Origin of the sequence: Flavobacterium galactosidilyticum (assembly GCF_020911945.1) — a bacterium.
Classification (GTDB): Bacteria; Bacteroidota; Bacteroidia; order Flavobacteriales; family Flavobacteriaceae; genus Flavobacterium; species Flavobacterium galactosidilyticum.
In genome coordinates this window covers 2,869,558-2,891,984 of record NZ_CP087135.1, presented here as the reverse complement: position 1 = coordinate 2,891,984, position 22,427 = coordinate 2,869,558, and the positions used below count along the sequence as shown (strand labels likewise).

The 22,427-nt window shown below is 32.8% G+C and carries 22 protein-coding genes; 5 read left to right on the top strand and 17 right to left on the bottom strand.

Annotated features, from left to right (window positions below; all coding sequences use genetic code 11):
* Nucleotides 1–3: 3 nt before the first annotated feature.
* On the top strand, nucleotides 4–720 hold the full coding sequence (locus LNP27_RS12430) for a response regulator transcription factor (RefSeq protein ID WP_229941946.1): 717 nt from the start codon (nucleotides 4–6) through the stop codon (nucleotides 718–720).
* A 317-nt stretch (nucleotides 721–1,037) separates the two neighbouring features.
* Here LNP27_RS12430 and LNP27_RS12425 read toward each other — a convergent pair whose 3' ends face one another.
* From LNP27_RS12425 to LNP27_RS12390, 8 genes are all read right to left on the bottom strand, one after another.
* A complete protein-coding gene (locus LNP27_RS12425; protein WP_229941944.1) occupies nucleotides 1,038–1,787 on the bottom strand; it encodes an acyl-[acyl-carrier-protein] thioesterase in 750 nt (249 codons plus the stop codon).
* 48 nt (nucleotides 1,788–1,835) lie between these two features.
* Nucleotides 1,836–2,753 (bottom strand): tRNA (adenosine(37)-N6)-dimethylallyltransferase MiaA, encoded by a 918-nt coding sequence (miaA, locus tag LNP27_RS12420; RefSeq protein ID WP_229941943.1) that lies wholly within the window; start codon nucleotides 2,751–2,753, stop codon nucleotides 1,836–1,838.
* Nucleotides 2,754–2,854: 101 nt separating this feature from the next.
* A complete protein-coding gene (locus tag LNP27_RS12415) occupies nucleotides 2,855–3,685 on the bottom strand; it encodes an ion transporter (protein WP_229941936.1) in 831 nt (276 codons plus the stop codon).
* 25 nt (nucleotides 3,686–3,710) lie between these two features.
* Nucleotides 3,711–5,072: an exonuclease domain-containing protein gene (locus LNP27_RS12410; protein WP_229941935.1), complete on the bottom strand. Its 1,362-nt coding sequence runs from the start codon at nucleotides 5,070–5,072 to the stop codon at nucleotides 3,711–3,713.
* Between the two features lie 105 nt (nucleotides 5,073–5,177).
* Entirely contained in the window at nucleotides 5,178–5,840 is a 663-nt protein-coding gene (locus LNP27_RS12405) for a YggS family pyridoxal phosphate-dependent enzyme (protein WP_229941934.1), read from the bottom strand.
* A gap of 33 nt (nucleotides 5,841–5,873) precedes the next feature.
* Nucleotides 5,874–7,094, bottom strand: a complete 1,221-nt coding sequence (locus LNP27_RS12400) for a DUF1015 domain-containing protein (RefSeq protein WP_229941933.1) — start codon at nucleotides 7,092–7,094, stop codon at nucleotides 5,874–5,876.
* 78 nt (nucleotides 7,095–7,172) lie between these two features.
* Nucleotides 7,173–8,060, bottom strand: a complete 888-nt coding sequence (locus LNP27_RS12395; protein WP_229941932.1) for a 3-hydroxyacyl-CoA dehydrogenase family protein — start codon at nucleotides 8,058–8,060, stop codon at nucleotides 7,173–7,175.
* 69 nt (nucleotides 8,061–8,129) lie between these two features.
* Nucleotides 8,130–9,095 (bottom strand): Gfo/Idh/MocA family protein, encoded by a 966-nt coding sequence (locus LNP27_RS12390; RefSeq protein ID WP_229941930.1) that lies wholly within the window; start codon nucleotides 9,093–9,095, stop codon nucleotides 8,130–8,132.
* 154 nt (nucleotides 9,096–9,249) lie between these two features.
* On the opposite strand from LNP27_RS12390, the gene LNP27_RS12385 reads away from it, so the two are divergent.
* Nucleotides 9,250–9,891, top strand: a complete 642-nt coding sequence (locus tag LNP27_RS12385; RefSeq protein WP_229941928.1) for a protein-L-isoaspartate(D-aspartate) O-methyltransferase — start codon at nucleotides 9,250–9,252, stop codon at nucleotides 9,889–9,891.
* 223 nt (nucleotides 9,892–10,114) lie between these two features.
* Here LNP27_RS12385 and LNP27_RS12380 read toward each other — a convergent pair whose 3' ends face one another.
* The 3 genes from LNP27_RS12380 to LNP27_RS12370 form a co-directional block, all read right to left on the bottom strand.
* Entirely contained in the window at nucleotides 10,115–11,164 is a 1,050-nt protein-coding gene (locus LNP27_RS12380; protein WP_229941925.1) for a Fic family protein, read from the bottom strand.
* A gap of 84 nt (nucleotides 11,165–11,248) precedes the next feature.
* Nucleotides 11,249–11,701 carry an SsrA-binding protein SmpB gene (gene smpB / locus LNP27_RS12375; protein ID WP_229941924.1) on the bottom strand — a complete coding sequence of 151 codons (453 nt, stop codon included), beginning with the start codon at nucleotides 11,699–11,701 and terminating at the stop codon, nucleotides 11,249–11,251.
* Between the two features lie 73 nt (nucleotides 11,702–11,774).
* A complete protein-coding gene (locus LNP27_RS12370; RefSeq protein ID WP_229941923.1) occupies nucleotides 11,775–12,260 on the bottom strand; it encodes a phosphoglycerate mutase family protein in 486 nt (161 codons plus the stop codon).
* Nucleotides 12,261–12,309: 49 nt separating this feature from the next.
* On the opposite strand from LNP27_RS12370, the gene LNP27_RS12365 reads away from it, so the two are divergent.
* Nucleotides 12,310–12,540 carry a VF530 family protein gene (locus tag LNP27_RS12365; RefSeq protein WP_229941922.1) on the top strand — a complete coding sequence of 77 codons (231 nt, stop codon included), beginning with the start codon at nucleotides 12,310–12,312 and terminating at the stop codon, nucleotides 12,538–12,540.
* Between the two features lie 7 nt (nucleotides 12,541–12,547).
* Here LNP27_RS12365 and LNP27_RS12360 read toward each other — a convergent pair whose 3' ends face one another.
* The 3 genes from LNP27_RS12360 to LNP27_RS12350 all read right to left on the bottom strand — a co-directional run bounded on the left by LNP27_RS12360 (nucleotide 12,548) and on the right by LNP27_RS12350 (nucleotide 14,627).
* The gene (locus LNP27_RS12360) at nucleotides 12,548–13,099 is read right to left on the bottom strand and encodes a DUF3575 domain-containing protein (protein ID WP_229941921.1); all 552 of its coding nucleotides are present in this window, start codon (nucleotides 13,097–13,099) and stop codon (nucleotides 12,548–12,550) included.
* Between the two features lie 114 nt (nucleotides 13,100–13,213).
* Nucleotides 13,214–13,765, bottom strand: coding sequence for a GNAT family N-acetyltransferase (locus LNP27_RS12355; RefSeq protein WP_229941920.1), 552 nt, complete (start codon nucleotides 13,763–13,765; stop codon nucleotides 13,214–13,216).
* 10 nt (nucleotides 13,766–13,775) lie between these two features.
* Nucleotides 13,776–14,627: an aldose 1-epimerase family protein gene (locus LNP27_RS12350; protein WP_229941919.1), complete on the bottom strand. Its 852-nt coding sequence runs from the start codon at nucleotides 14,625–14,627 to the stop codon at nucleotides 13,776–13,778.
* A gap of 173 nt (nucleotides 14,628–14,800) precedes the next feature.
* Here LNP27_RS12350 and LNP27_RS12345 point away from each other — a divergent pair, with 173 nt between their 5' ends.
* A complete protein-coding gene (locus LNP27_RS12345; protein WP_229941918.1) occupies nucleotides 14,801–17,068 on the top strand; it encodes a M1 family metallopeptidase in 2,268 nt (755 codons plus the stop codon).
* A gap of 81 nt (nucleotides 17,069–17,149) precedes the next feature.
* Here the strand turns inward: LNP27_RS12345 and LNP27_RS12340 are convergent, their stop codons facing one another.
* Both LNP27_RS12340 and LNP27_RS12335 read right to left on the bottom strand, forming a co-directional pair.
* Entirely contained in the window at nucleotides 17,150–18,190 is a 1,041-nt protein-coding gene (locus LNP27_RS12340; protein ID WP_229941917.1) for an agmatine deiminase family protein, read from the bottom strand.
* 3 nt (nucleotides 18,191–18,193) lie between these two features.
* Nucleotides 18,194–19,081 carry a carbon-nitrogen hydrolase gene (locus tag LNP27_RS12335; RefSeq protein WP_229941916.1) on the bottom strand — a complete coding sequence of 296 codons (888 nt, stop codon included), beginning with the start codon at nucleotides 19,079–19,081 and terminating at the stop codon, nucleotides 18,194–18,196.
* 314 nt (nucleotides 19,082–19,395) lie between these two features.
* Here LNP27_RS12335 and LNP27_RS12330 point away from each other — a divergent pair, with 314 nt between their 5' ends.
* Nucleotides 19,396–19,677 carry a hypothetical protein gene (locus LNP27_RS12330; RefSeq protein ID WP_229941915.1) on the top strand — a complete coding sequence of 94 codons (282 nt, stop codon included), beginning with the start codon at nucleotides 19,396–19,398 and terminating at the stop codon, nucleotides 19,675–19,677.
* A 95-nt stretch (nucleotides 19,678–19,772) separates the two neighbouring features.
* On the opposite strand, the gene clpB is transcribed toward LNP27_RS12330, so the two are convergent.
* Complete coding sequence (clpB, locus tag LNP27_RS12325) at nucleotides 19,773–22,376, bottom strand: ATP-dependent chaperone ClpB (protein ID WP_229941914.1); 2,604 nt, start codon at nucleotides 22,374–22,376, stop codon at nucleotides 19,773–19,775.
* Nucleotides 22,377–22,427: the final 51 nt, after the last annotated feature.

Genomic DNA, 22,427 nt, shown 5'->3' with positions numbered 1-22,427 from the left:
TATATGGAAAATGTAAATAAAAAAATACTTCTTGTAGAAGACGATCTTAATTTTGGTGCAGTATTAAAAGATTATTTAATGCTAAATGATTTTGAAGTTACCTTGGCTAAAAACGGCATGGAAGGTTTTGAAAAGTTCAAAAAAGACACTTACGATTTGTGTATACTTGACGTAATGATGCCTTACAAAGATGGATATACACTTGCTAAGGAAATTCGAGAAAAAAATAATGAGGTGCCTATTATTTTCTTAACAGCAAAATCTATGAAAGAGGATGTGTTAAAAGGATACAAAGCTGGTGCTGATGATTACTTGAACAAACCTTTTGATTCTGAAGTGTTGTTGATGAAAATCAAAGCGATTATCCAAAGAAAATCTTCAGATACTAAAGCAGAACAAGTACAATTTGAATTCAATATTGGTAAATTTCATTTGAACTCTAAACTTCGTTTTTTAACCTTCAGTAATGAAGAACCAATAAAACTATCTCCAAAAGAGAACGAACTATTAAAAATGCTTATTCTTCATGAAAATGACTTGATGCCCAGAGAATTAGCGTTGACAAAAATATGGAGAGATGATAATTATTTCACATCAAGAAGTATGGATGTTTACATTGCTAAATTGCGAAAATATTTAAAACTAGATGATAATGTTGAAATCTTAAATATTCACGGTGAAGGTTTTAGATTAGTAGTTAAAAATAAAGTATCAGAATAATACTAAAGGCTTCAAGAAATTGGGGCCTTTTTCTTTTGGGGCTATTCCTGCTTTCCACTGTATCTTTTTCTTGCTAAAGACAGCAAGAAAAAGGATGTGGTTGCAATCAGGGCTTTATTTTTTTCTAATTGCTATTTTTCGGTGATGTTAAAATATAAAACTTTTTTGCTTTTTTTGTACGCATTATAAAACTTAACTGGACTTAACGTTCAATGGTTTAGTTATTATGAAATATTGAGCTTTTATCGTTTAAATGTTTATATAGAGTAAAACTTAACTGAACTTTCTAAATGGTTTAGTGAAAATTAATAGTACAATTACTTGGGATTACTCCAATTCAATTGTAGAGCAAAACAAGCTTTTTCTTCCTTTGTTATACTAAAAACAGCATCACTTGCCGAAATACTTTCGTGAATAATAACAGTGTCTTTAAATGATAATTCCTTCATGAAATTCATTTCGAAACTTTCTAATTTTTGATTGAGAATTAAGTTCTCATCGACTAAATCCATACACCATTCCAAATATTTCACATTGTTAACATGATTTACGATATCTAAATCAGATAGGAAAACTGTTTTTTCAAAAACTATTTCTTTGTCATGATTTAAACTTATCTTAGAGAATCCTTCAATTGTCGCTCTTTTTTCAGGGTAGAGTTGAAAATGCTCGTATGGTAGTGCTAGTGGTTCAGGACGACGTTTTTTTGTGTTGAAAACGGCCCAAAAAGTTTCAGAACCTACTATTTTTTCACCATTTAGATGCATTTCTAAAGCACGAACAGAACGGGAATTTTCTAGTGAATTTATCCAAGTTTTTACAGTTACTATATCTCCTGATTTTGGTAATTTAGTAATTTCAACACGCATTCTACTCAAAACCCAAGCTTGATCAAATTCCTGCATGTCCATAAAACTAATTCCTCCAGTTTCAGAATGTGCCGCCGCTGTTAGTTGCAACAGATTGCATAAGTCAGTATATTTCAAATAACCATTTGGCGCGCATTGCGTAAAATTAATAGTCCAATCTTTGCTTAATGTGGATGTGAAATTTGGTGCTACTGGCATTTGTATTTTTGTTTTTAGAATTCAGATTTAATTTATACTTGATTTTTACTACTTCAAAGAATTAATATATGTAATCAGTTTTTCTATTGGAGTTTCAAAATCGAACCATTTTGTATTTTCATTTCTTTTAAACCAAGTTAATTGTCGTTTAGAAAATCGTCTTGTGTTTTTCTTGATTTCTTCTACCGCAAAATCTAATGAAATTTCGTGATTAAAATAACTAAAAAGCTCTCTGTAACCTACAGTTTGCAATGCATTCAGCTCTTTATTAGGATATAACTTTTTCGCTTCATTTAATAGCCCTTCATGCATCATAATATCCACACGCTTATTGATGCGGTCGTATATTATTTTTCTTTCTGCTTCTAAGCCTATCAAAATGGGAGTGAAGCTTCTACTGTTTTGCTTTTGATTTAAAAAAGAGGAATAAGGTTTGCCTGAGCCAATGCAAACCTCTACAAATCGCATCATACGTTGAGGATTTAGTAAAGTCTGTGGATTCTCAATAGTTAAGGTTTTATAATAATTAGGATCTAATTGTTCTAATTTTTGTTGTAAGTGTCCAATGCCTAGTTTTTCGTAATTTGAATTAACTTCTAATCGTAAAGTAGGGTCAATTTCAGGAAATTCATCAAATCCTTTTAGTACTGCATCGACATATAGGCCAGATCCACCAACTAATATGGCGTAGTCATTCGTTAAGAATAATTCATCTAGTTTAGCGATGGCTTCTTTTTCATAGTCGCCTACGGTGTAATTTTCGAAAATCGATTTGTTTTGTATGAAATGATGTTTGGCTGAAGCAAGTTCAGCAGAGCTTGGAACAGCAGTTCCTATTGTCATTTCCTTAAAAAATTGTCGGCTGTCACAGGAAACAATTTCACAGTTAAAATGATTGGCTAGTATAATACTCCTGGAAGTTTTTCCTATGGCTGTGGGGCCAACTATTGTGATTAGATATTTCATATATTTTTAGCCCAGATAGCAAAGGAAACGCCAGAAGTAGAAAAATAACTGTGCTACTGAGGAGTTGCAGTGTATAGCTGGATTTGCTTCAGATTAATAAATTAGAGCGCTTCACCGCAATTATAGCAGTATTTAGCATTGAACTCATGTCCATCTACACCACAATTATGGCATGGATTAACTCGTTCAGGTATTGATTTTTTTACATTAAAACTTGCAAATTCAGCCGAAACTATTCCGGTGGGCACTGCTATAATTCCGTAACCCATTATCATTACTATTGAAGCAATGGCTTGTCCTAGAGGTGTAATAGGTGAAATATCACCGTATCCTACCGTTGTTAGGGTTACAATGGTCCAATATATGCTGATAGGAATACTACTGAAGCCTCCTTCTTTTCCTTCTACAACGTACATTAATGACCCAATAATTACGCTGCTCACTAACATGAAATACATAAAAATAAGAATTTTTCCTTTGCTAGCTATTAATGCTTCACGTAAATGACTGGATTGATTTGAGAATTTAGGATGTTTTAAAATTTTAAACAATCTTAATAGTCTCACGGCGCGTAAAATAGATAATACACTTGCTCCGGCAAAAAATAGCGATAAATACATGGGTAAAGTGGCCAGCAAATCAATAATTCCGTAAAAACTAAAGATGTATCGAATCGGTTTTTTAATAGATATAATCCGAAGAATATATTCGAGGGTAAAGAAAATGGTTATAATCCATTCTAAAACGATCAGTTCTACATGGTATTTTTGGTCAAAACCCTTTACTGTTTCTAGCATTACAATAATGGCACTTACCACAATTACTCCTAAAAGTACTAGATCAAATAAGCGACCGTAAGCTGTATTAGTTCCGTATATTATGATATTTACTTTCTGTCTGAAGGTGTCAAATTTTGACTTCATTCTTTCCATAAATCAATTGTTGATTAATACACGTTTAGAATTTTATCGTTTTTATTGATTTACTTTTTCGGATGTGCCCTTGAATAATACTCTTTGTGTCTCGATTGTTTTGCATGGGAATAATAATATTTCTCAAGATTTCGATAGTATGGACTTGGTAGTTCAAATCATAAAAAGCATATCCTTTATAGATGCCGTTTTCTATTAAAACTGCTGATCGCTCACTTATATTTCTTCCTTTGTCGGTAAGAATCATATTTTGATTTTCAAATGTATTTTTTTCGATAAACTCGTGTACTCTGGCGTTATAAATTTCTGGCGATACTGCGCCAATGCATGCGCCATCGCACTCCTTTATGCTATATTGAAAACAATTTGTTTTTGTATGGTACAAACCTGTTAGTTTTTGGCATAAATTATAATGTGATGTTATTCTGAATAAGGTGTTTTTTGCTTCTTGCAATGACGAAAATGAAGTTATTTCTCTTTTACGGCCGTCAGCTTTTTGAATTTTAAGATTTAAATATCCTTTCTCATCCTTTTCTGCATATAATGCATATTGAAAAATACTCTTTCGTTGCGCTCTATTTAATATAGGTTTATTGATTTTTATCTCTTGACTCTCTTTCAGTAAAGCAATTAGTTCGCTTCCCGTTTCCTCATAGGACACGGTAAAAACCTGCGCTTGAATTTTTTTACATTTAGCTGATGTACCTGTAAAATGCTGATTAATTCGCTTTTTTATATTTCGGCTTTTGCCAATGTAAATTACATTACCTTTTTCATTGTGAATATAATACACACCAGTAGTTGAAGGTAAGCTTGAGATTATATCTAACAGTTGTGGTGCTATGCCTTTTTCGACTTCGAGTTTGATAAAATCTTTTACGATTTCTTTTTCGATATCTTTTTCTAAAAGTATTTTGAATAACTTAATAGTTGCTAGCGCATCGCCACTTGCACGGTGTCGGTCTGCCATAGGAATTCCTAATGCGCGAACTAGCTTTCCTAAACTATGAGAAGGTTGTTCCGGCAGCAATTTTTTAGATAATTCAACGGTGCAAAGCGTTCTAGCTTCGAAATTATAACCTAAACGCCTGAATTCTGTTCTTAAAATTCGATAGTCAAATGAAGCGTTATGAGCAACAATCACGCAGTCATTAGTTATTTCGATAATACGTTTTGCAACTTCAAAAAATTTAGGTGCTGAGATTAGCATAGCGTTGTTTATGCCAGTCAGTTTTACTACAAAGGGCTGAATGGGAATTTCCGGATTGACCAAGCTGATGAATTGATCGACCACCTCATGACCATCAAATTTATAAATGGCGATTTCAGTAATTCCTTCTTCGTTAAATTGTCCCCCAGTGGTTTCTATGTCAAGTATTGCGTACAAATTTCAGTGTTCAGTGTTCAGTATTCATTGTTTAGTAATTAATCTTACATTTCTAATCTTATTTTTTAAATCTAAAATCAAAAATAGTTAATCTGAGATTCGCATTTATTTTCTCCCGCCAAAGATACTACTTCCTATTCGAACCATTGTGCTTCCGCAATCAATTGCGAGTTGATAATCGCCAGACATTCCCATTGAGATGGTATTAAGTTGGCAATTTGTAGTTTTCGTGACTTGAAGCTTATCAAAAATAGTTTTTAAGTGTGTAAATTCTTTCTTAATTTGGTTTTGATTAGCTGTAAATGTTGCCATTCCCATTAAACCAATGACCCTAATGTTTTTTAATCCTTGAAATATAGTAGAGGAGAGAAGTAAAGCTAACTCATCTTCGTCTAGTCCAAATTTAGTTTCCTCTTCTGCAACGAATATTTGAAGTAAGCAATCAATTGTTCTGTTGTTTTTTTTTGCTTGTTTGTCGATTTCCTGTAATAATTTCAAGCTATCAACTCCGTGGATTAGATTTACAAATGGTGCCATGAATTTGACTTTATTCGTTTGAACGTGACCAATCATGTGCCACTGAATGTCTTTTGGCATCATTTCCCATTTTTCAACCATTTCCTGAATTTTGTTTTCTCCAAAAACACATTGACCTGCTTCATAAGCTTCCATTAAATCTGAAACGGGTTTCGTTTTTGAAACTGCAACAAGTGTCACTTGTTTTGGTAAAGTTGATTTTATAGAGAGTAAATTTTGTTCTATTGACATTTTTCAATCTTTTAAATATTTATAATTGCAAATCTAAAATTCATAAATCACTAATCCACTTCGGAATTTTGGTTCAATATATGTGCTTTTTGGAGGCATAATCTGATTGGCATCCGATAAAGCTTTTATTTCTTGAATATTTGATGGAAATAATAAGAAACCGACTTTAAATTCTCCTTGGTCAATTTTATTTTTCACTTCTAATATTGATTGCTTTCCTGAGAGATATTCAATTCGTTCATCATTACGTAGGTCTTCAATGCCGAGAATGGGCAAGAGTACTTTTCTATATAATATTTGAGCATCTAAACTCTCCAATGCATTATTGAATATATTATTTTCTTCTCTTAAAATTAAGCTGTAAAAATCATGGTCAAGATACATTCCGAAATGTTTTTTTTCTAAAGGTTTAAAAGGCTGCTGGAATTTAATTTCAACAATAAAATTCTTTTCTATAGCTTTTATAAAATCTCGTTTAGATAAACCATTCAAATCTTTTACAAGTCGATTGAATTCGTATATTTTAACATTATTCTCGGAAATTAAATAGCTTAATATATGATTTTTAGAAGGGTTTTCTAAAACTTCATTCTCATTAGAAAGTAATTTTAAAGCCTCTGTGCGATGATGTCCGTCAGCTATATAAAGGCTTTCTGTTTTACTAAAAATATTTTGAAGCCAATTGATTTCTAAGGTATCGTCAATTTTCCATAAATAATGGATTTCTTTCTTAGTAGTTGAAAATTCAAAATCGGCTAGTTTTTGAGAGCAATTATAAATCCAATTTTCAATGGTTTTATTGTCCGGATATGTCATTAAAACGGGCTCTGTGTTGAACTCCGTATATTGCATATAGTTTTTCAATAGCTGAACTCTAAATTCAATTATGTCTTCGTGTTTTTTAATGATATTATTGCAGTAATCCTCCACGCTTGTTCCTACAATAATTCCTGTGAATGAATGCGTTTTAGTAACGATTTTGTGAATATAAATAGCAGGCTTGTTGTCTTTGATTAAAATAATTTCATTTTTGAACTCTTGATATTTTTGGTGTACTTGTCGATATCTTTTTTCAAAAGAAACCGTTTCTTGATTGGTGTACGCTGGTTTTAAAATATGTAAAAAAGATAATGGGTTAAAATCTAATTGCGCGGCTAATTCGGCATTTACATATTCTTCATAGGAACGACAAGTTACCAAGCAAACTTTATCTCGAGTAGGTCTTACTGCTTGAAAAGGAACTATTTTAGCCATAAGTTTGTGAAAAAAAAATTAAAAGCCGAAGATCTCAACAAACTAATGTCAAGACTTTCGACTTTTCAAAAATGAAGACTATTTAAATTGTTTAGAAATTTTTTCTGCTTTTTTACTTTCGCTATAGTCGTAGAAACCTTCACCGGATTTCACACCCATTTTACCGGCACGAACCATGTTTACTAATAAAGGACAAGGAGCGTATTTTGGATTTTTGAAACCATCATACATTACATTCAAAATTGCCAAGCAAACATCAAGTCCAATGAAATCAGCTAATTGTAAAGGCCCCATTGGGTGGCCCATACCTAATTTCATTACTGTATCAATTTCGTAAACACCTGCTACTTTATTGTATAAAGTTTCGATAGCCTCATTAATCATAGGCATCAAAATTCTATTTGCAACAAATCCAGGATAGTCATTTACTTCAACAGGAGTTTTTCCTAATTTTTCAGATAAATCCATGATGATTTTCGTCACCTCGTCTGAAGTGTTGTAACCACGAATGATTTCAACGAGCTTCATAATAGGTACGGGATTCATGAAGTGCATTCCTATTACTCGTTCTGGATGCGTTACAACAGCTCCTATTTGTGTTATAGAAATTGAAGAAGTATTGGACGCTAGAATAGTATTGTGAGAACAAGCTTCATTCAATTGCTTGAAAATATTTAATTTTAATTCTACATTTTCAGTTGCCGCTTCCACTACTAGATCTACTCCTACAACTCCATCTTTGATATCAGTGTAAGTTATGATGTTAGTAATAGTTTTTACTTTATCTTCTTGTGTGATTGTTCCCTTAGCTACCATTCTGTCAAGATTAGCGGCAATCGTATTCATTCCTTTATCCAATGATTTCTCAGAAACATCAATTAATTTTACAGTGAAACCACTTTGTGCAAAGGTGTGGGCGATTCCATTTCCCATTGTTCCTGCTCCAATAACTGCTATTATTTTCATTATTTATTTTTTATGATTCAATGTTCAACATTTTAAACTGGAGTGCACTAAATTTCTATAGTTATCTATTTATTTTTTAAAACAATCAATAATTTGATAAGCCACTCTTAGTGCTTCAGTTGCTTGTTCTAATGTTACAACAGGTTCTGTATCATTGATTATGGCATCTGCAAAAGATTCTAATTCGTCAAGAATTGCATTGTTTTGTTCTACATCTGGATTGGAGAAATAGATTTGCTTTTTTACACCTTCTGCATTTTGTAAAATCATATCAAAATCACCAGGAACTTCCGGCGCATCTTTCATTTTTACCACTTCACATTTCTTTTCGAGGAAATCAACAGATATGTAAGCATCTTTCTGGAAAAAACGAGATTTACGCATGTTTTTCATCGAAATTCTACTAGCTGTCAAATTGGCTACACAACCATTTTCAAATTCAATTCGAGCATTTGCAATATCTGGAGTATCACTAATAACAGACACACCACTTGCGTTAATATTTTTCACTTTAGATTGTACAACACTTAAAATAGCATCAATATCATGAATCATCAAATCTAGCACTACCGGTACATCAGTACCACGAGGATTGAATTCAGCCAGACGATGAGTTTCAATAAACATGGGGTTTTCGATCATGTTTTTTGTAGCTATAAATGCTGGATTGAAGCGTTCTACGTGCCCCACTTGACCTTTAATGTTATATTCGTTTGCTAATGCAATGATTTCATCAGCTTCTTCTACCGTGTTTGAAATTGGTTTTTCTATAAAAACATGCTTGCCAGATTTGATAGCAACTTTAGCACATTTGTAGTGAGAAAGAGTAGGGGTAACAATATCAATAACATCAACTGCATGTATAAGAGTGGCGATTGTACTAAAATGTTTATAGCCAAATTCTTTAGCAACTTTTTCAGCATGCTCCTGATTTGGGTCATAAAAACCGACTAATTCGTATTTTTCAGATTGTTGTAGTAAACGCAAATGTATTTTTCCTAAGTGCCCAGCACCTAATACTCCAATTTTTAGCATAATGATGTTCTTTCTACAAAAATAGCAATTAAAATTAAAATTCCATTTACTAAAGCCTCAAAATCCATTTAATTTATAATAATTTGATTAGGAATTTTGCACTTGTTTTTTGTTTTTATTCCCTCTATTTTTACCAAAAAAACAATATTTAATTTTGAAAGATACAGCCAAACATCAAGGACTTCGCAATCAATTAGTAAACGTTTTAGAGCAAAAAGGAATTACTGATAAAAGTGTTTTGGATGCAATAAAAAAAGTACCAAGGCACTTGTTTTTGAATTCTAGTTTTGAAGATTACGCATATCAAGACAAAGCGTTTCCTATTGGAGCTGGTCAAACAATATCGCAACCTTACACCGTTGCCTTTCAGTCCCAATTATTAGAAGTAAAAAAAGAGCATAAAATATTAGAAATAGGAACTGGTTCTGGTTATCAAACGGCGGTTTTATGTAGTATGGGCGCTAAAGTCTATAGTATTGAGCGACAAAATGAATTGTTCAAGAAAACCTCGAATTTATTCCCAAAACTAAATATTCGTCCTAAACATCTTTCTTTTGGGGATGGTTATAAAGGATTGCCAAACCATGCTCCATTTGACAGTATCATTGTTACAGCGGGAGCTCCATTCATTCCGCAGCCATTGATGGCGCAGCTTAAAGTAGGAGGAAGACTCGTAATCCCTCTTGGTGAGGATGTTCAAATTATGACGTTACTTATTCGAGTTAATGAAACTCAATTTGAGAAACATGAATTTGGAGAGTTTCGATTCGTTCCCTTATTAGAAGATAAAAATTAAGAATATCATAGCTTTTTCAAGGGTTGGTTTTTAAATTTTTTCGACACTAATTACACAAATTAAAAACTTTAAGAAATAAAATAATTACACGAATTCTCTATTTCATAAGAATTTGTGTAATTAAAAGGAAATGTTATTCGTGGTAATTTGTGAAATTCCTATCTAACTTTTAATAAGTAAATGCCTTGAACTACTGAAACACTATAGAAGTAAAATATGATTTTTATTGTCCAATAATCTCAATGTAATGCTCTAAACTTTCTTTTTCTGTTTGCGCTATAAAAATAATAAAATCTTCTTTGTTGTTTTTGGTTTGTGCAGTTTCAAGTGATTGATAGTACTGCATTCTATTTTCATAATCACCTTTGATATTAGCAATTATGTAGCCATTTTGCAATAAAATCAAATTCATCACTAATTGAGAAGTTCGTCCGTTTCCATCAATAAATGGATGAATTGTAACTAAACGCTCGTGCATTTCAGCAGCTAAAACAATAGGATGAATTTTATTTTTGTTTGTTTCATACCAAATAAAAAAATCTTCCATTTCCTTAGCAACCATATGAGGTTGTGGCGGCATGTAGGTACTTCCTTTTAAAATCACTTGCACTTTTCGATAGCGTCCGGCATTTTGAGGATGAATCCCTCTCAATATTAAATTATGAATCGATAAAACTTCGCGCTCATCTAGTGGCGTGTTTTTTTGAGCCAAATCTTTGATAAAAGCTATAGCTTCTTGATGATTAATTGCTTCCAGATGTTCTCGCATGCTTTTTCCAGAAATCGTTACACCTTCATTGATAACCAAATCCGTTTCACGAAGCGTCAGCGTGTTTCCTTCAAAACGATTGCTTTCAAAAGTATATTCTAGTTCTAATGCTTGAGTAATGCTAGTGCTTTCATACTGACGAAATGTATCTAGTTTTGTTTTTAAAACATCTATTTCGGCCAAAATTTTCTGTAATGCTTCGGATAATGTTTTAGTAGTTGACTTCCTTTGGTATCGAATTTCTTGTTCGGCAACTAATAAAGCTTTTAATGCAAATTCATCTTGACCAATTTCATAAAGAATTTTTTCTTTAAGCCAAGCGACCATCATTGTTTCTAAATCTATTTCTAACAATGAAGCTAGTTTGATAACTTGTTCTCGTGTAGGTTTTCTAGCGCCACTTTCAAATTTACTTATCAAAGCTTGGTCAATACCTAAAAGTTGCGCCACTTCTCTGGTTTTGAGACCTTTTTGGTCTCTGCCATTTTTAAGAAGTGTTTTCATATTTAGAGGTTGATTTAAAATGTCGTGACAGATTTAGTCATTTTATAATGACAAAAAAAACACATTAAAATATTTTACCAATTTTTAAAATGATTTTTTTATTCTATCAAGATCTCTTTTAGTGTCTTGTTCTTTCAAAGATTCACGTTTGTCATACGTTTTCTTTCCTTTACAAAGCCCAATTTGTAGTTTTGCTAGTCCTTTTTCATTAGTAAACAATTTTAAAGGAACTATCGTCAATCCTTTTGCTTGTACACTTTTGAGTAAACCTTTTAATTCTTTTTTATTTAAAAGTAATTTACGTTCGCTTCTGGCTTTATGGTTGAATTGATTACCAAAAGTATATTCCTCAATATAAGTATTGATAGCAAAGAGTTCATTATTACTAAATTCACAGAAACTCTCCGTGATATTAGCTTTTCCTAATCGAATCGATTTTATTTCGGTGCCGGCTAAAACTATTCCAGCAGTAAATGTTTCGATTATTTCATAGTCGAATTTGGCTCTTTTATTGAATATATTTATTGTTTTTAGCATAGTGGTGCAAAGGTATGATAAAAAAGAAAAGATTGGTAATAATGGATAATAATTAGATTTAGGAACGTGCGTTCTAGCGTAATTTTAATAATTGATGACTGACAATGTCGTCAATTAGCGTCACAATATAAAGATTTCCAAAAGTTAAATCATCAATTTCAGGATAAATACTTTGATTTACCATTGCATTTACAAAATTAGGGATTGTGTTACTATGACCTACAATTAAAACTTTATTACCTACATTTTCCTTTTTGAAAGATTCAATATTGATAGTTTTAGGATCGTATTTTGTAATGCTACGTTTTTGGCTTTTAGCTGTAGGTACAACAGTTTGGAGTGTTCTTTTATAATCAGTAGAGTAGATTGCATCAAATTTAATTTTGGAAAATAATTCTTCCCAAGTTTTTGCTCTTTCAAAACCAGTTTCAGATAAATCAGGATTTTTAGTATTATCTACTTTCTCACCATGCCTTATAAAATAATAAGTTGTTGTTGTGTTTTGTCCAAAAATAGTTTGCAAAACAAAAAATGCAATTATTAAGAAATATCTTTTCATTGGAAGTAATTTTAAAAATTGTTATTTTTTGATTTTATATATTTGTAAAATGGAAAATTCAAAATCAAAAGATCCTCTTCACGGAATTACACTACTAAAAATAGTGGAGCAATTAGTCGCCCATTACGGATTTGACACGCTGGGAGAATTAATTAAGATCAAATGTTTTACCGATAATCCTAGTGTAAGATCTTCGTTAACCTTCCTGCGCAAAACAGATTGGGCCAGAAAGCAAGTGGAAGATTTGTACATTAAATCACTATCTAAATTTACGACGTAGTGTATCGCTAGTTGATCTTGTAAGAAATCATTACGCCGCCGCGGTATGGTATCCATTCGCCGCTTTTATTCCAATTTTTTGCTTTTTCATAGCGTTCGCCAGTGCTAATGTTGTATCCATGATAAAACCCTTGATGATTTCCAGCACCTAAAAAGCAGTCTAGCATAAAACGATCATTAATTTTTTTCTGATATCCAATAGTAGCTCCTACTACGTATCCTAAACCTTTTTCATAAAGATCTGTATTCAGATAATTCCATTTTTGGAAATTGTATAAAGTTAAACCGATGTGCGCGCCCGCGTAAAAGCCATTATATTTTTCTTGAAAATGATAGCGATATTCAGGTATAAACGTGTAAAATTCTCTTGGTTTTCCATTCACAGATTTCCAAGGAGAACCCAAGATGTCAAATTGAAAAGTTGATTTATGTCCAATACTAGTTTCAATAGCTACATTTGGAACTGTTAGTAAAGTAGTCAATGCATTTACTTTTACGTACGTTTGACTAGTACAAAGAGCACTAATTAGAAGGAGAGAGAGTAAAAATATTTTTTTCATAAAGAGGATTATCTAATACTTTTGCCTGATTAAGTAGTCATAAAATAAACAGCGGCAAATGTAAAGATTAATGTTTTGGGATTATTAGTATTAAATTTAAATTAACAGTTTTACTTATTCCTTATTTAAAAGCGAATAAATAACACTATCGTAAAAACGTCCATCATGAAATTCGTTTTCTTTTAAATGTGCTTCTTTAACGAAGCCATTCTTTTTTAGCACACAAGCAGAAGCTTCATTATCAGGATCGATAACTGCCTCAATTGAATGTAGTTTCATTATTTCAAAACCGTATTTCACTACTTCTTTTACCGCCTCTGTGACAATACCTAGACCATTGAATTCAGGAAGAATCATATATCCAATTTCGGCACGATAATTTTCTAGTTGGATTCTATAGTGACCAATTACTCCAATAAGTTTTGGATTTCCTTTTAAAGTAATTGCCCAATTAATACCTTCATTATTTTGAATTTTAGTCTCAATCATCAAGATGTGAGCTAAAGCATCCTCCTCATTTTTTAGTAATGGTCTTGGAATGTATTTCATCGTTTCAGGATTAGATCTCAAGGATAAAATTTCTTTACAATCATTATTATTTACTCTTCTTAAAAGCAAACGTTCAGTTTCTAAATTGTGAAAGGGATGGAAATTTACAGCTAACATAGATTCAATATTATAAGATTGTAATTTGGTATTGCGATTTGAAGGTTTGTTCTGGTTCTAAAACTATAATGCCTTCTTTTTTAAATAGATCTCCAGAACTTTGGGTGGTATCAGAATATCCAAACCAAGGTTCGATACAAAGAAAAGGAGCATTGATTTTTGTCCAAATACCTAAGTTGGGGAAATCTTCAAAACTCACTTTCAAAAATGGTTTGTTATTTTCTAAAATAGTTAAGGAATTGGATTCTAAAGTCTTTAAAATCAAAGCGTCATTTTTGAATAATTCATAATTCAAAGAGACTTTTTTATCTTTTAACTCTAATGATTTTGTTTCGTGCGAAATTAAATTATTTGCTAAAAGGTAATAGTTTAAAGATTCTTGTTTTTCAAACTCAAGCGAATAGTTTTCAAATTGATTTGGTAAAGCAAAAGCAGGATGTCCACCAATTGAAAATGGTAAAGTCACTCCACTGATGTTAATTACTTTATATTCAATAGTTAAACTAATGTCATTTAAAGTGTAAATGATTTGAAGTTCAAACTCAAAAGGATATGATTTTCGTGATTCGGTAGAAGAGTGTAATGAAAAAACAGCACAATTCTCCTGTTTTTCTACTAATTTGAACTCCATATCTCTTGCAAAACCATGCCTCGATAAATGAAAATCAATATGATTATAATGATATGTATCATTTTTTAAGGTTCCCACAATAGGGAATAAAATAGGGGAGTGTTTACCCCAAATATCAGTATTACCTTCCCAGATATATTCTTTATTATCATTGTCCTTTAAGGAACATAACTCGGCACCTAAACTTTTAATTTCAGCGGTAAGAATTGAATTTTTAATTGAAGTCTTCAAAATAATTGGTACAATTGAATTTATTAATAGGTAAATGTATTTTAAATTTTTTCAAAATGGAAACTATTTAGAATTGAATATTCCTTGAAATTTTGCTAAATCACATTCTATTCTTAGGATATAATTTAGATTTACGTTTATTTTTCATTTATTTGCTATAAAAATAGTAAAAAATGAAAAACATTCGCTTCGGAGTCATTATACAATTGACTTTATTAATGGGGATTACGTCTACATGGGCACAACAAACCCAAAAAAACGGATCAATCAGTCCTATTTCGAATTATGATTATCATGATGCTTTTGCACCATTTTTTTATTCGAAAAACGGAACAGCAACAAGATCTGCAAGTGGCCAGCCAGGTGCTGAATATTGGCAAAACAGAGCTGATTATAAATTGGCGGCAAAATTAAATGAATCGAATAATGAAATCGTAGGATCTGGAATAATTACTTACACTAATAATAGTCCGGATAAAATGTCATTCGTTTGGATGCATTTAGATCAAAATTTATTCAAAGCTGATTCTCGTGGAAATGCCGTTGTTCCAGTTTCAGGAAGTCGTAATGGAGCGCAAGGTCAAGTTTTTGACGGTGGTCATAAAATAAAATCAGTTAAGGTGATTAGTACTAACAAGGGAAAATCTACAGAAACTGATTCTAAGTTTCTTATTACTGATACCAGAATGCAAGTTTTTCTACCGCAAGAATTAAAATCTAAAGGTGGTTCTGTTACAATAAAAATCGATTTTTCATATATATCTCCTATCGAAGGTTCTGATAGAACCGGAGTTTTGGACACTAAAAACGGTAAAATATTTACTATTGCTCAGTGGTATCCTAGAATGTGCGTGTATGATGACGTTAGAGGCTGGAATACGAATCCATATTTAGGAGCTTCAGAGTTTTACTTAGGATACGGTGATTTTGATGTGAGCATTACTGCTCCTTCAAATCACATTGTAGTAAGTTCAGGGGAACTGTTAAACCCTACTGCAGTTTATTCTGCTGAAGAACAAAAGCGTTTAGCACAAGCAAAATTGAGTGATAAAACTGTTTTTATACGTACTGCTGAAGAGGTAGCTAATATGTCAAAAAACACTACTAACGCTACTAAAACTTGGAATTTTAAGATAAAAAACTCTCGCGATGTTTCGTGGGCATCTTCTGCAGCATTTATCTTAGATGGTGCTAAAATTAATTTACCAAGTGGTAAAAAGTCGTTAGCACTTTCAGCTTATCCAGTAGAAAGTGCAGGAAACGATGCATGGGGACGCTCGACAGAATATACAAAAGGCTCAATCGAAAATTATTCTAAAAGATGGTTGGAATATCCGTATCCAGTAGCTACAAATGTAGCAGGAAATGAAGGTGGAATGGAATACCCAGGTATCGTTTTTTGTAGTTGGGAATCTAAAGGAGCTGATTTATGGGGAGTTACTGATCATGAATTTGGTCATATCTGGTTTCCTATGATCGTAGGTTCAAATGAAAGAGTTTTTGGATGGATGGATGAAGGGTTTAATACTTTTTTAAATTCTGTGAGTTCAGCTGATTTTAATAATGGTGAATACAAAGAGCCAAAGGCTGATATGCATCAAAGAGCGGATTACTATACAAATCCGAATCTTGAAACCATAATGAGTTCTCCTGACAATATGAAAGAAGCTAATATTGGAGTTTTAGCGTATTCAAAACCAAGCTCAGGATTGATTATTTTGCGTGAGCAAGTACTAGGTGAAGAGCGTTTTGATCGTGCTTTACGTACTTATATAGAGCGTTGGGCATATAAACATCCTACTCCAGATGATTTCTTCAGAACTATCGAGAATGTGGCTGGAGAAGATTTAAGTTGGTTTTGGAGAGGTTGGTTTCAATACAACTGGCGTTTAGATCAAGGAATCAATAGTATTAAATACGTGAAAAATGATCCAAAACAAGGAGTTGTAATTTCAATTGAAAACTTCGAGAAAATGGCAATGCCGGTTACTTTAGATGTAAAAACCAAAAGCGGAAAAGTAACTCGTGTCAATTTACCAGTGGAAGTTTGGCAAAAAAATAAAGCTTGGTCTTTCAAACATGATTCTACCGAAGAAATTGAAAGCATCACTATCGATCCAGATCGCGTTCTTCCAGATAGCAATTCAGCTAATAATACATGGACGTCAGATAAAGGATTAATTGAGAAAGATGTAATTCTTGATGGTTATTTGGGAGTTTATTCAACTAAAATGGCGCCATTAAAAATTACTTTTTCTGAGAAAAGAGGAGCATTAAATGTTTCAATAGTTGGTTATCCTAACTTTTCAGTTGAATCGATTGGGAACAACACTTTCGAATCGAAACAAGCGGGTCTAAAATTTGAATTTAATGACAGTTTGAATGGATTTACTATGTTGACTTCTGAAGGGCAAAAAGTACCATTTACTAAAGATAAATAGTTTCTAGAGCTCAAATAAAAAAGACTTGTAGATTAATTCTACAAGTCTTTTTTTTGTTTATCCTATTTTATATTCTGAAATTTATTCAGGAATTTGCTGGCTTAAACAGTGTAATGTGCCAAAACCCCAAATAAAATCAGTACAACTAATCCCTATGATTTCTCGATCAGGGAAACATTCTGAAATTATATTTAAAGCTACTCGATCATTTGAATCGTTGAAAGTAGGAACCAACACTGAATTGTTTAAAATCAAGAAATTAGCATAACTAGCCGGTAATCTCAATCCTTCAAAATCCAAACGTTTTGGCATTGGTAAAGCCACAATTACAGGTGATTTACCATTTTCTAATTTAGCATTTTGTAACCTTTTTAAGTTGTCTTGCAAAGGTTTGTAGTTATGATCTTGTGGATCAGTTTCTACAATAGTAACAATGGTATCTTCGTTTACAAAACGGCATAAATCATCAATATGTCCGTGTGTATCATCGCCTTCAACGCCGTCACCTAGCCAAATAACATTTGTGATTCCAAGATATTCTTTGAAGACTGCTTCGTAATCTTCTTTGCTGAAATTTGGATTCCTAACTTGTATATCAGGATGCATCAAACACTCTTCTGAAGTCAATAAAGTACCTCTACCATTGGTATCAATCGCACCGCCTTCAACAATTACTGGTTTCCCTTTATAAATTACTTGCGTAACAGGAATATTTAGAAACTCGCCTACTTTAGTGGGAACATGTTTGTCTAATTGAATGTTTTTGTACTTTGCCCAACCATTAAAATTAAAGTTTAATGCTTCTCTATGCTCTCCGTTTTTAACGATAATAGGACCAGAATCACGCATCCAACTTCTATTCGTTTTTTGAATGATATAGGAAACTTTGCTTAGATCTACATGAGCAGTTTCGAGCATTACGCTAACTTTCTCCTTTTGATTCTCATCAGCTACCATTAAAAACACTTCCTCGAAAGTAGCTACTTTTTTAATGAATTCTACGAAAGCCCATTTAACGGCTTCGTATTTACCTGGCCAATCATTGCCATTATGTGGAAAACAAAGTAAAATCCCTTGTTGCTTTTCCCATTCTGCAGGAAATCTTCTGTTATTTGTACTCATAAATTAATCTATTGCTCTTTTTGTAATGTCACCAAAAGCGTCAATTCTTCTATCTCTAAAAAATGGCCAGTTCTGACGTACATTTTCTTGTAAATCTAAATCAACTTCTGCGATAAGTATTTCTTCTTTATCATGTGAGGCTTGCGCCAAAATTTCACCTTGTGGTCCCGCAATAAATGAAGCTCCCCAAAACTGTATTCCATCTGTATCAGGTAAATATTGCTCTAAACCTATTCTGTTTGCTGCAGCTACATATACACCATTTGCAACAGCGTGACCTTTCATTACATTCATCCAAGCGCCATATTGGTTCTCGCCATACTGCTCTTTTTCCCCTGGATGCCATCCAATAGCTGTTGGATAAAATAAAACTTCTGAACCGCCTAAGGCAGTCAAACGAGCCGCTTCTGGATACCACTGATCCCAACAAATCAATGTTCCAATTTTTCCTTTTTTAGTAGGAATAGTTTTGAAACCTAAATCACCAGGAGTAAAATAGAATTTCTCGTAGAAATGAGGATCGTCTGGTATGTGCATTTTACGATACAAACCTGCTTCAGAGCCATCAGTATCAATGATATAAGCACTATTGTGATAAATACCTGCCATTCTCTTTTCGAAAAAAGGAACGATTATTACAACGCCTAACTCTTTTGCTAAAGCGCTAAAAGCAGTAAACGAAGTACTATATAAAGGCTCAGCTAATGCAAAATTATCTACATCTTCGCTTTGGCAAAAGTAATGACTACTATATAATTCTGGTAGCGAAATCACTTCGGCACCAAGTTTAGCAGCATCACGAACCCAACTTAAACATTTTTTTAGGTTGTTTTCGGCAATATCGTTAAGATTTAGTTGAATAACTGCTATTTTGTATTTCTTGTTTGGCATGGCTAAAAAAATTTAACTGCAAAAATAGTGAATTTTACAGCGATTATAAAATTGAGTATTGGGAAAAGTATAAATTAGCTATGAGTTTGTTGCACTGCATTTTAACAACTAAAATTGAATGAAAAAATAATTATACAATTGTGGAATCAGTAACTAATCAATTTTTTAAACACGTTTATTAGGTTAAAAAGTTAATTTTATATTGGTGTAAATAAAAAGTAGAGCGTTTATTTTTGTATATTTAGTAAAGCTTTTTAAGTAAAAAGCTTCTCCTGAAAAAGTGTGAATTTGTAACTAATTTAAATTTTAAAAATATGTCAGATGAATTCAAAATAATTGATAAAGAAGATATAGAACTTCTTAAATTTCCTGTTTCAGATGTTCTTGAAGACGATAGCGAGAAAAAAACTAGGATTGGTGAAATTAATAGGGCTTTAGCATTAGGTAATTTAGAGCATTCTAAAATTCAAATTTTCTTTGAAGATACTGAAACTAAATATAAAGTAGATACTACAGTTTGGGCTGTTACAGATAAAAATGTTGTTTTAAAACAGGGCGTTAGAATTCCAATTAATAGAATTTATAAGCTGTTTTAATTCTTTACTCTAGCGTATAAAAAAAATCACCAGCTGTCCTACTGGTGATTTTGATCAACTTTGCCAAAGTTCTAAACTTTGGCAAAGTTTTTTATTTAATTGACTAACTCGGTTTGATTTCTAAAAACTAATTTTCCATCAAACGCATCAATTAGAACAATGCTATCTGTAGTGATTTTACCAGATAATATTTCTTTCGAAAGCTCATTAAGAACATCTCTTTGAATAACTCTTTTCACTGGTCTAGCTCCAAATTGCGGATCATATCCTTTCTCTGTCAAATAAGCAATTGCTTCAGGAGTAGCATCCATTGTTATGCCTTGAAGTGCAAGCATTTTAGTAACACTTTTAAGTTGTAAACTTACAATTTTAGCAATGTTTTCATTGGTAAGTGGCGTAAACATTACAATTTCATCAATACGATTGATGAATTCTGGACGAACCGTTTGCTTCAATAAACCTAGTACTTCTACTTTTGCAGCTTCAGTTGCAGCTTCTACACCACCTTTTAGATTCTCAAATTTATCCTGAATGATTTGGCTTCCCATATTGGAAGTCATGATGATAATTGTATTTTTAAAATCGGCTAGACGTCCTTTATTATCTGTCAAACGTCCTTCATCTAGTACTTGAAGCAAAATATTAAACGTATCAGGATGTGCTTTTTCAATTTCGTCTAATAAAATTACAGAATACGGTTTTCTTCTCACCGCTTCTGTTAATTGCCCACCTTCATCATAACCCACATATCCCGGAGGCGCACCAACTAGGCGGCTTACACTATGACGTTCTTGATATTCGCTCATGTCAATTCTAGTCATTGCATTTTCATCATCAAATAGATATTCGGCTAACGCTTTTGCTAATTCTGTTTTTCCTACTCCTGTGGTTCCAAGGAAAAGGAAAGTTCCAACAGGCTTTTTCATATCCTGCAAACCAGCGCGGCTTCGGCGAACTGCGTCACTTACTGCCTCAATAGCTTCCTCTTGACCTACGACACGTTGATGTAATTCAGCTTCCAGTTTAAGTAGTTTTTCACGTTCCCCTTGAAGCATTTTCATAACTGGAATTCCTGTCCATTTTGCTACTACTTCAGCAATGTCCTCGCGAGTAACTTCTTCTTTTATCAATGAAGTTCCAGATTGATTTTCTTGTAATTCTTTGATTAGAATGTCTAATCTTTCCTGCGCTTCTTTGATTTTACCGTAACGAATTTCAGCTACTTTTCCATAATCACCATCACGTTCTGCACGTTCTGCTTCATATTTAAAGTCTTCAATTTCTGTTTTTACCGTTTGAATGTTATCAACTACATCTTTTTCAGATTTCCATTTAGCATAAATTTCGTTACGATCTTCTTTGAGATTAGCCAAATCCATTCCCAAAATTTTGAGTTTGCTTTCGTCCTTTTCTCGTTTGATCGCTTCGATTTCAATTTCTAACTGCATGATTTTTCGATCTAAAACATCTAATTCTTCGGGTTTTGAGTTGATTTCCATACGCAGTTTTGAAGCCGCTTCATCCATTAAGTCAATCGCTTTGTCTGGAAGAAAACGGTTCGTAATGTAACGTTGTGATAATTCAACAGCAGCAATAATGGCGTCATCTTTTATTTGAACTTTATGATGCGTCTCGTATTTTTCCTTAATACCACGCAAAATAGAAATGGCACTTTCTGTATCTGGTTCTTCGACCATTATTTTCTGGAAACGTCTTTCTAATGCTTTATCTTTTTCAAAATATTTTTGATATTCATCTAATGTTGTCGCACCAATAGCGCGAAGTTCTCCACGAGCCAAAGCTGGTTTTAAAATATTAGCAGCGTCCATAGCACCTTCGCCACCACCAGCACCTACAAGCGTATGAATTTCGTCAATGAATAATACAATATCACCTTCAGAAGAAGTTACTTCTTTAACGACAGCTTTCAAACGCTCTTCAAATTCTCCTTTGAATTTTGCACCAGCAATCAGCGCTCCCATATCTAGCGAATAAACGATTTTGTCTTTTAAATTATCTGGAACATCTCCGTCCACAATTCGATGTGCTAAACCTTCTGCAATGGCGGTTTTACCCACTCCAGGTTCTCCCACTAGCATTGGGTTGTTTTTAGTTCTACGCATTAAAATCTGTAATACACGACGAATTTCTTCATCACGTCCTATCACTGGATCTAGTTTTCCATTTCGAGCTAATTCATTTAGGTTTTTTGCGTATTTATTTAGAGAGTTATAGGTTTCCTCAGCGGATGCCGATGTTACTCTTTCTCCTTTACGCAATTCATCGATTGCGGCTTTAAGTCCTTTTCCTGTTACACCTTGATCTTTTAAGATTTGCGCTGCTTTTGTTTTTGAATCAAAAATGGCTAAAATTAAATGCTCTATCGAAACGAATTCATCATTCATCTTTTTTGCAATAATTTCGGCTTCATTCAGAGCGGTGTTTGCTGTTCTGGATAACATTATTTCACCACCAGAAACTTTAGGAAAACTCTGAATAGTGCTATCTAATATTTGAATAAATAAAGGGACATTCACGTTCAGTTTTTTCAATATAAAAGGAGCTACATTCTCATCGACTTCAAAAATTGCCTTGAAAATATGTTCATTTTCTATTTGTTGCTGCCCGTGGCTTTGCGCCAATTGTTGTGAAAGCTGAATCGCTTCCTGGGATTTAATAGTGAATTTATTTATGTTCATGATTTTACGAGTTTTGTTGTTATTTGACTAACTTTGACATTTAGTATTCAA

Coding starts and splice junctions, on each gene's coding strand:
- LNP27_RS12430 (WP_229941946.1), top strand. CDS start 4: ATGGAAAATGTAAATAAAAAAATACTTCTTGTAGAAGACGATCTTAAT.
- LNP27_RS12425 (WP_229941944.1), bottom strand. CDS start 1,787: ATGCCAGTAGCACCAAATTTCACATCCACATTAAGCAAAGATTGGACT.
- miaA (WP_229941943.1), bottom strand. CDS start 2,753: ATGAAATATCTAATCACAATAGTTGGCCCCACAGCCATAGGAAAAACT.
- LNP27_RS12415 (WP_229941936.1), bottom strand. CDS start 3,685: ATGGAAAGAATGAAGTCAAAATTTGACACCTTCAGACAGAAAGTAAAT.
- LNP27_RS12405 (WP_229941934.1), bottom strand. CDS start 5,840: ATGTCAATAGAACAAAATTTACTCTCTATAAAATCAACTTTACCAAAA.
- LNP27_RS12400 (WP_229941933.1), bottom strand. CDS start 7,094: ATGGCTAAAATAGTTCCTTTTCAAGCAGTAAGACCTACTCGAGATAAA.
- LNP27_RS12395 (WP_229941932.1), bottom strand. CDS start 8,060: ATGAAAATAATAGCAGTTATTGGAGCAGGAACAATGGGAAATGGAATC.
- LNP27_RS12390 (WP_229941930.1), bottom strand. CDS start 9,095: ATGCTAAAAATTGGAGTATTAGGTGCTGGGCACTTAGGAAAAATACAT.
- LNP27_RS12380 (WP_229941925.1), bottom strand. CDS start 11,164: ATGAAAACACTTCTTAAAAATGGCAGAGACCAAAAAGGTCTCAAAACC.
- smpB (WP_229941924.1), bottom strand. CDS start 11,701: ATGCTAAAAACAATAAATATATTCAATAAAAGAGCCAAATTCGACTAT.
- LNP27_RS12370 (WP_229941923.1), bottom strand. CDS start 12,260: ATGAAAAGATATTTCTTAATAATTGCATTTTTTGTTTTGCAAACTATT.
- LNP27_RS12365 (WP_229941922.1), top strand. CDS start 12,310: ATGGAAAATTCAAAATCAAAAGATCCTCTTCACGGAATTACACTACTA.
- LNP27_RS12360 (WP_229941921.1), bottom strand. CDS start 13,099: ATGAAAAAAATATTTTTACTCTCTCTCCTTCTAATTAGTGCTCTTTGT.
- LNP27_RS12355 (WP_229941920.1), bottom strand. CDS start 13,765: ATGTTAGCTGTAAATTTCCATCCCTTTCACAATTTAGAAACTGAACGT.
- LNP27_RS12345 (WP_229941918.1), top strand. CDS start 14,801: ATGAAAAACATTCGCTTCGGAGTCATTATACAATTGACTTTATTAATG.
- LNP27_RS12340 (WP_229941917.1), bottom strand. CDS start 18,190: ATGAGTACAAATAACAGAAGATTTCCTGCAGAATGGGAAAAGCAACAA.
- LNP27_RS12335 (WP_229941916.1), bottom strand. CDS start 19,081: ATGCCAAACAAGAAATACAAAATAGCAGTTATTCAACTAAATCTTAAC.
- LNP27_RS12330 (WP_229941915.1), top strand. CDS start 19,396: ATGTCAGATGAATTCAAAATAATTGATAAAGAAGATATAGAACTTCTT.
- clpB (WP_229941914.1), bottom strand. CDS start 22,376: ATGAACATAAATAAATTCACTATTAAATCCCAGGAAGCGATTCAGCTT.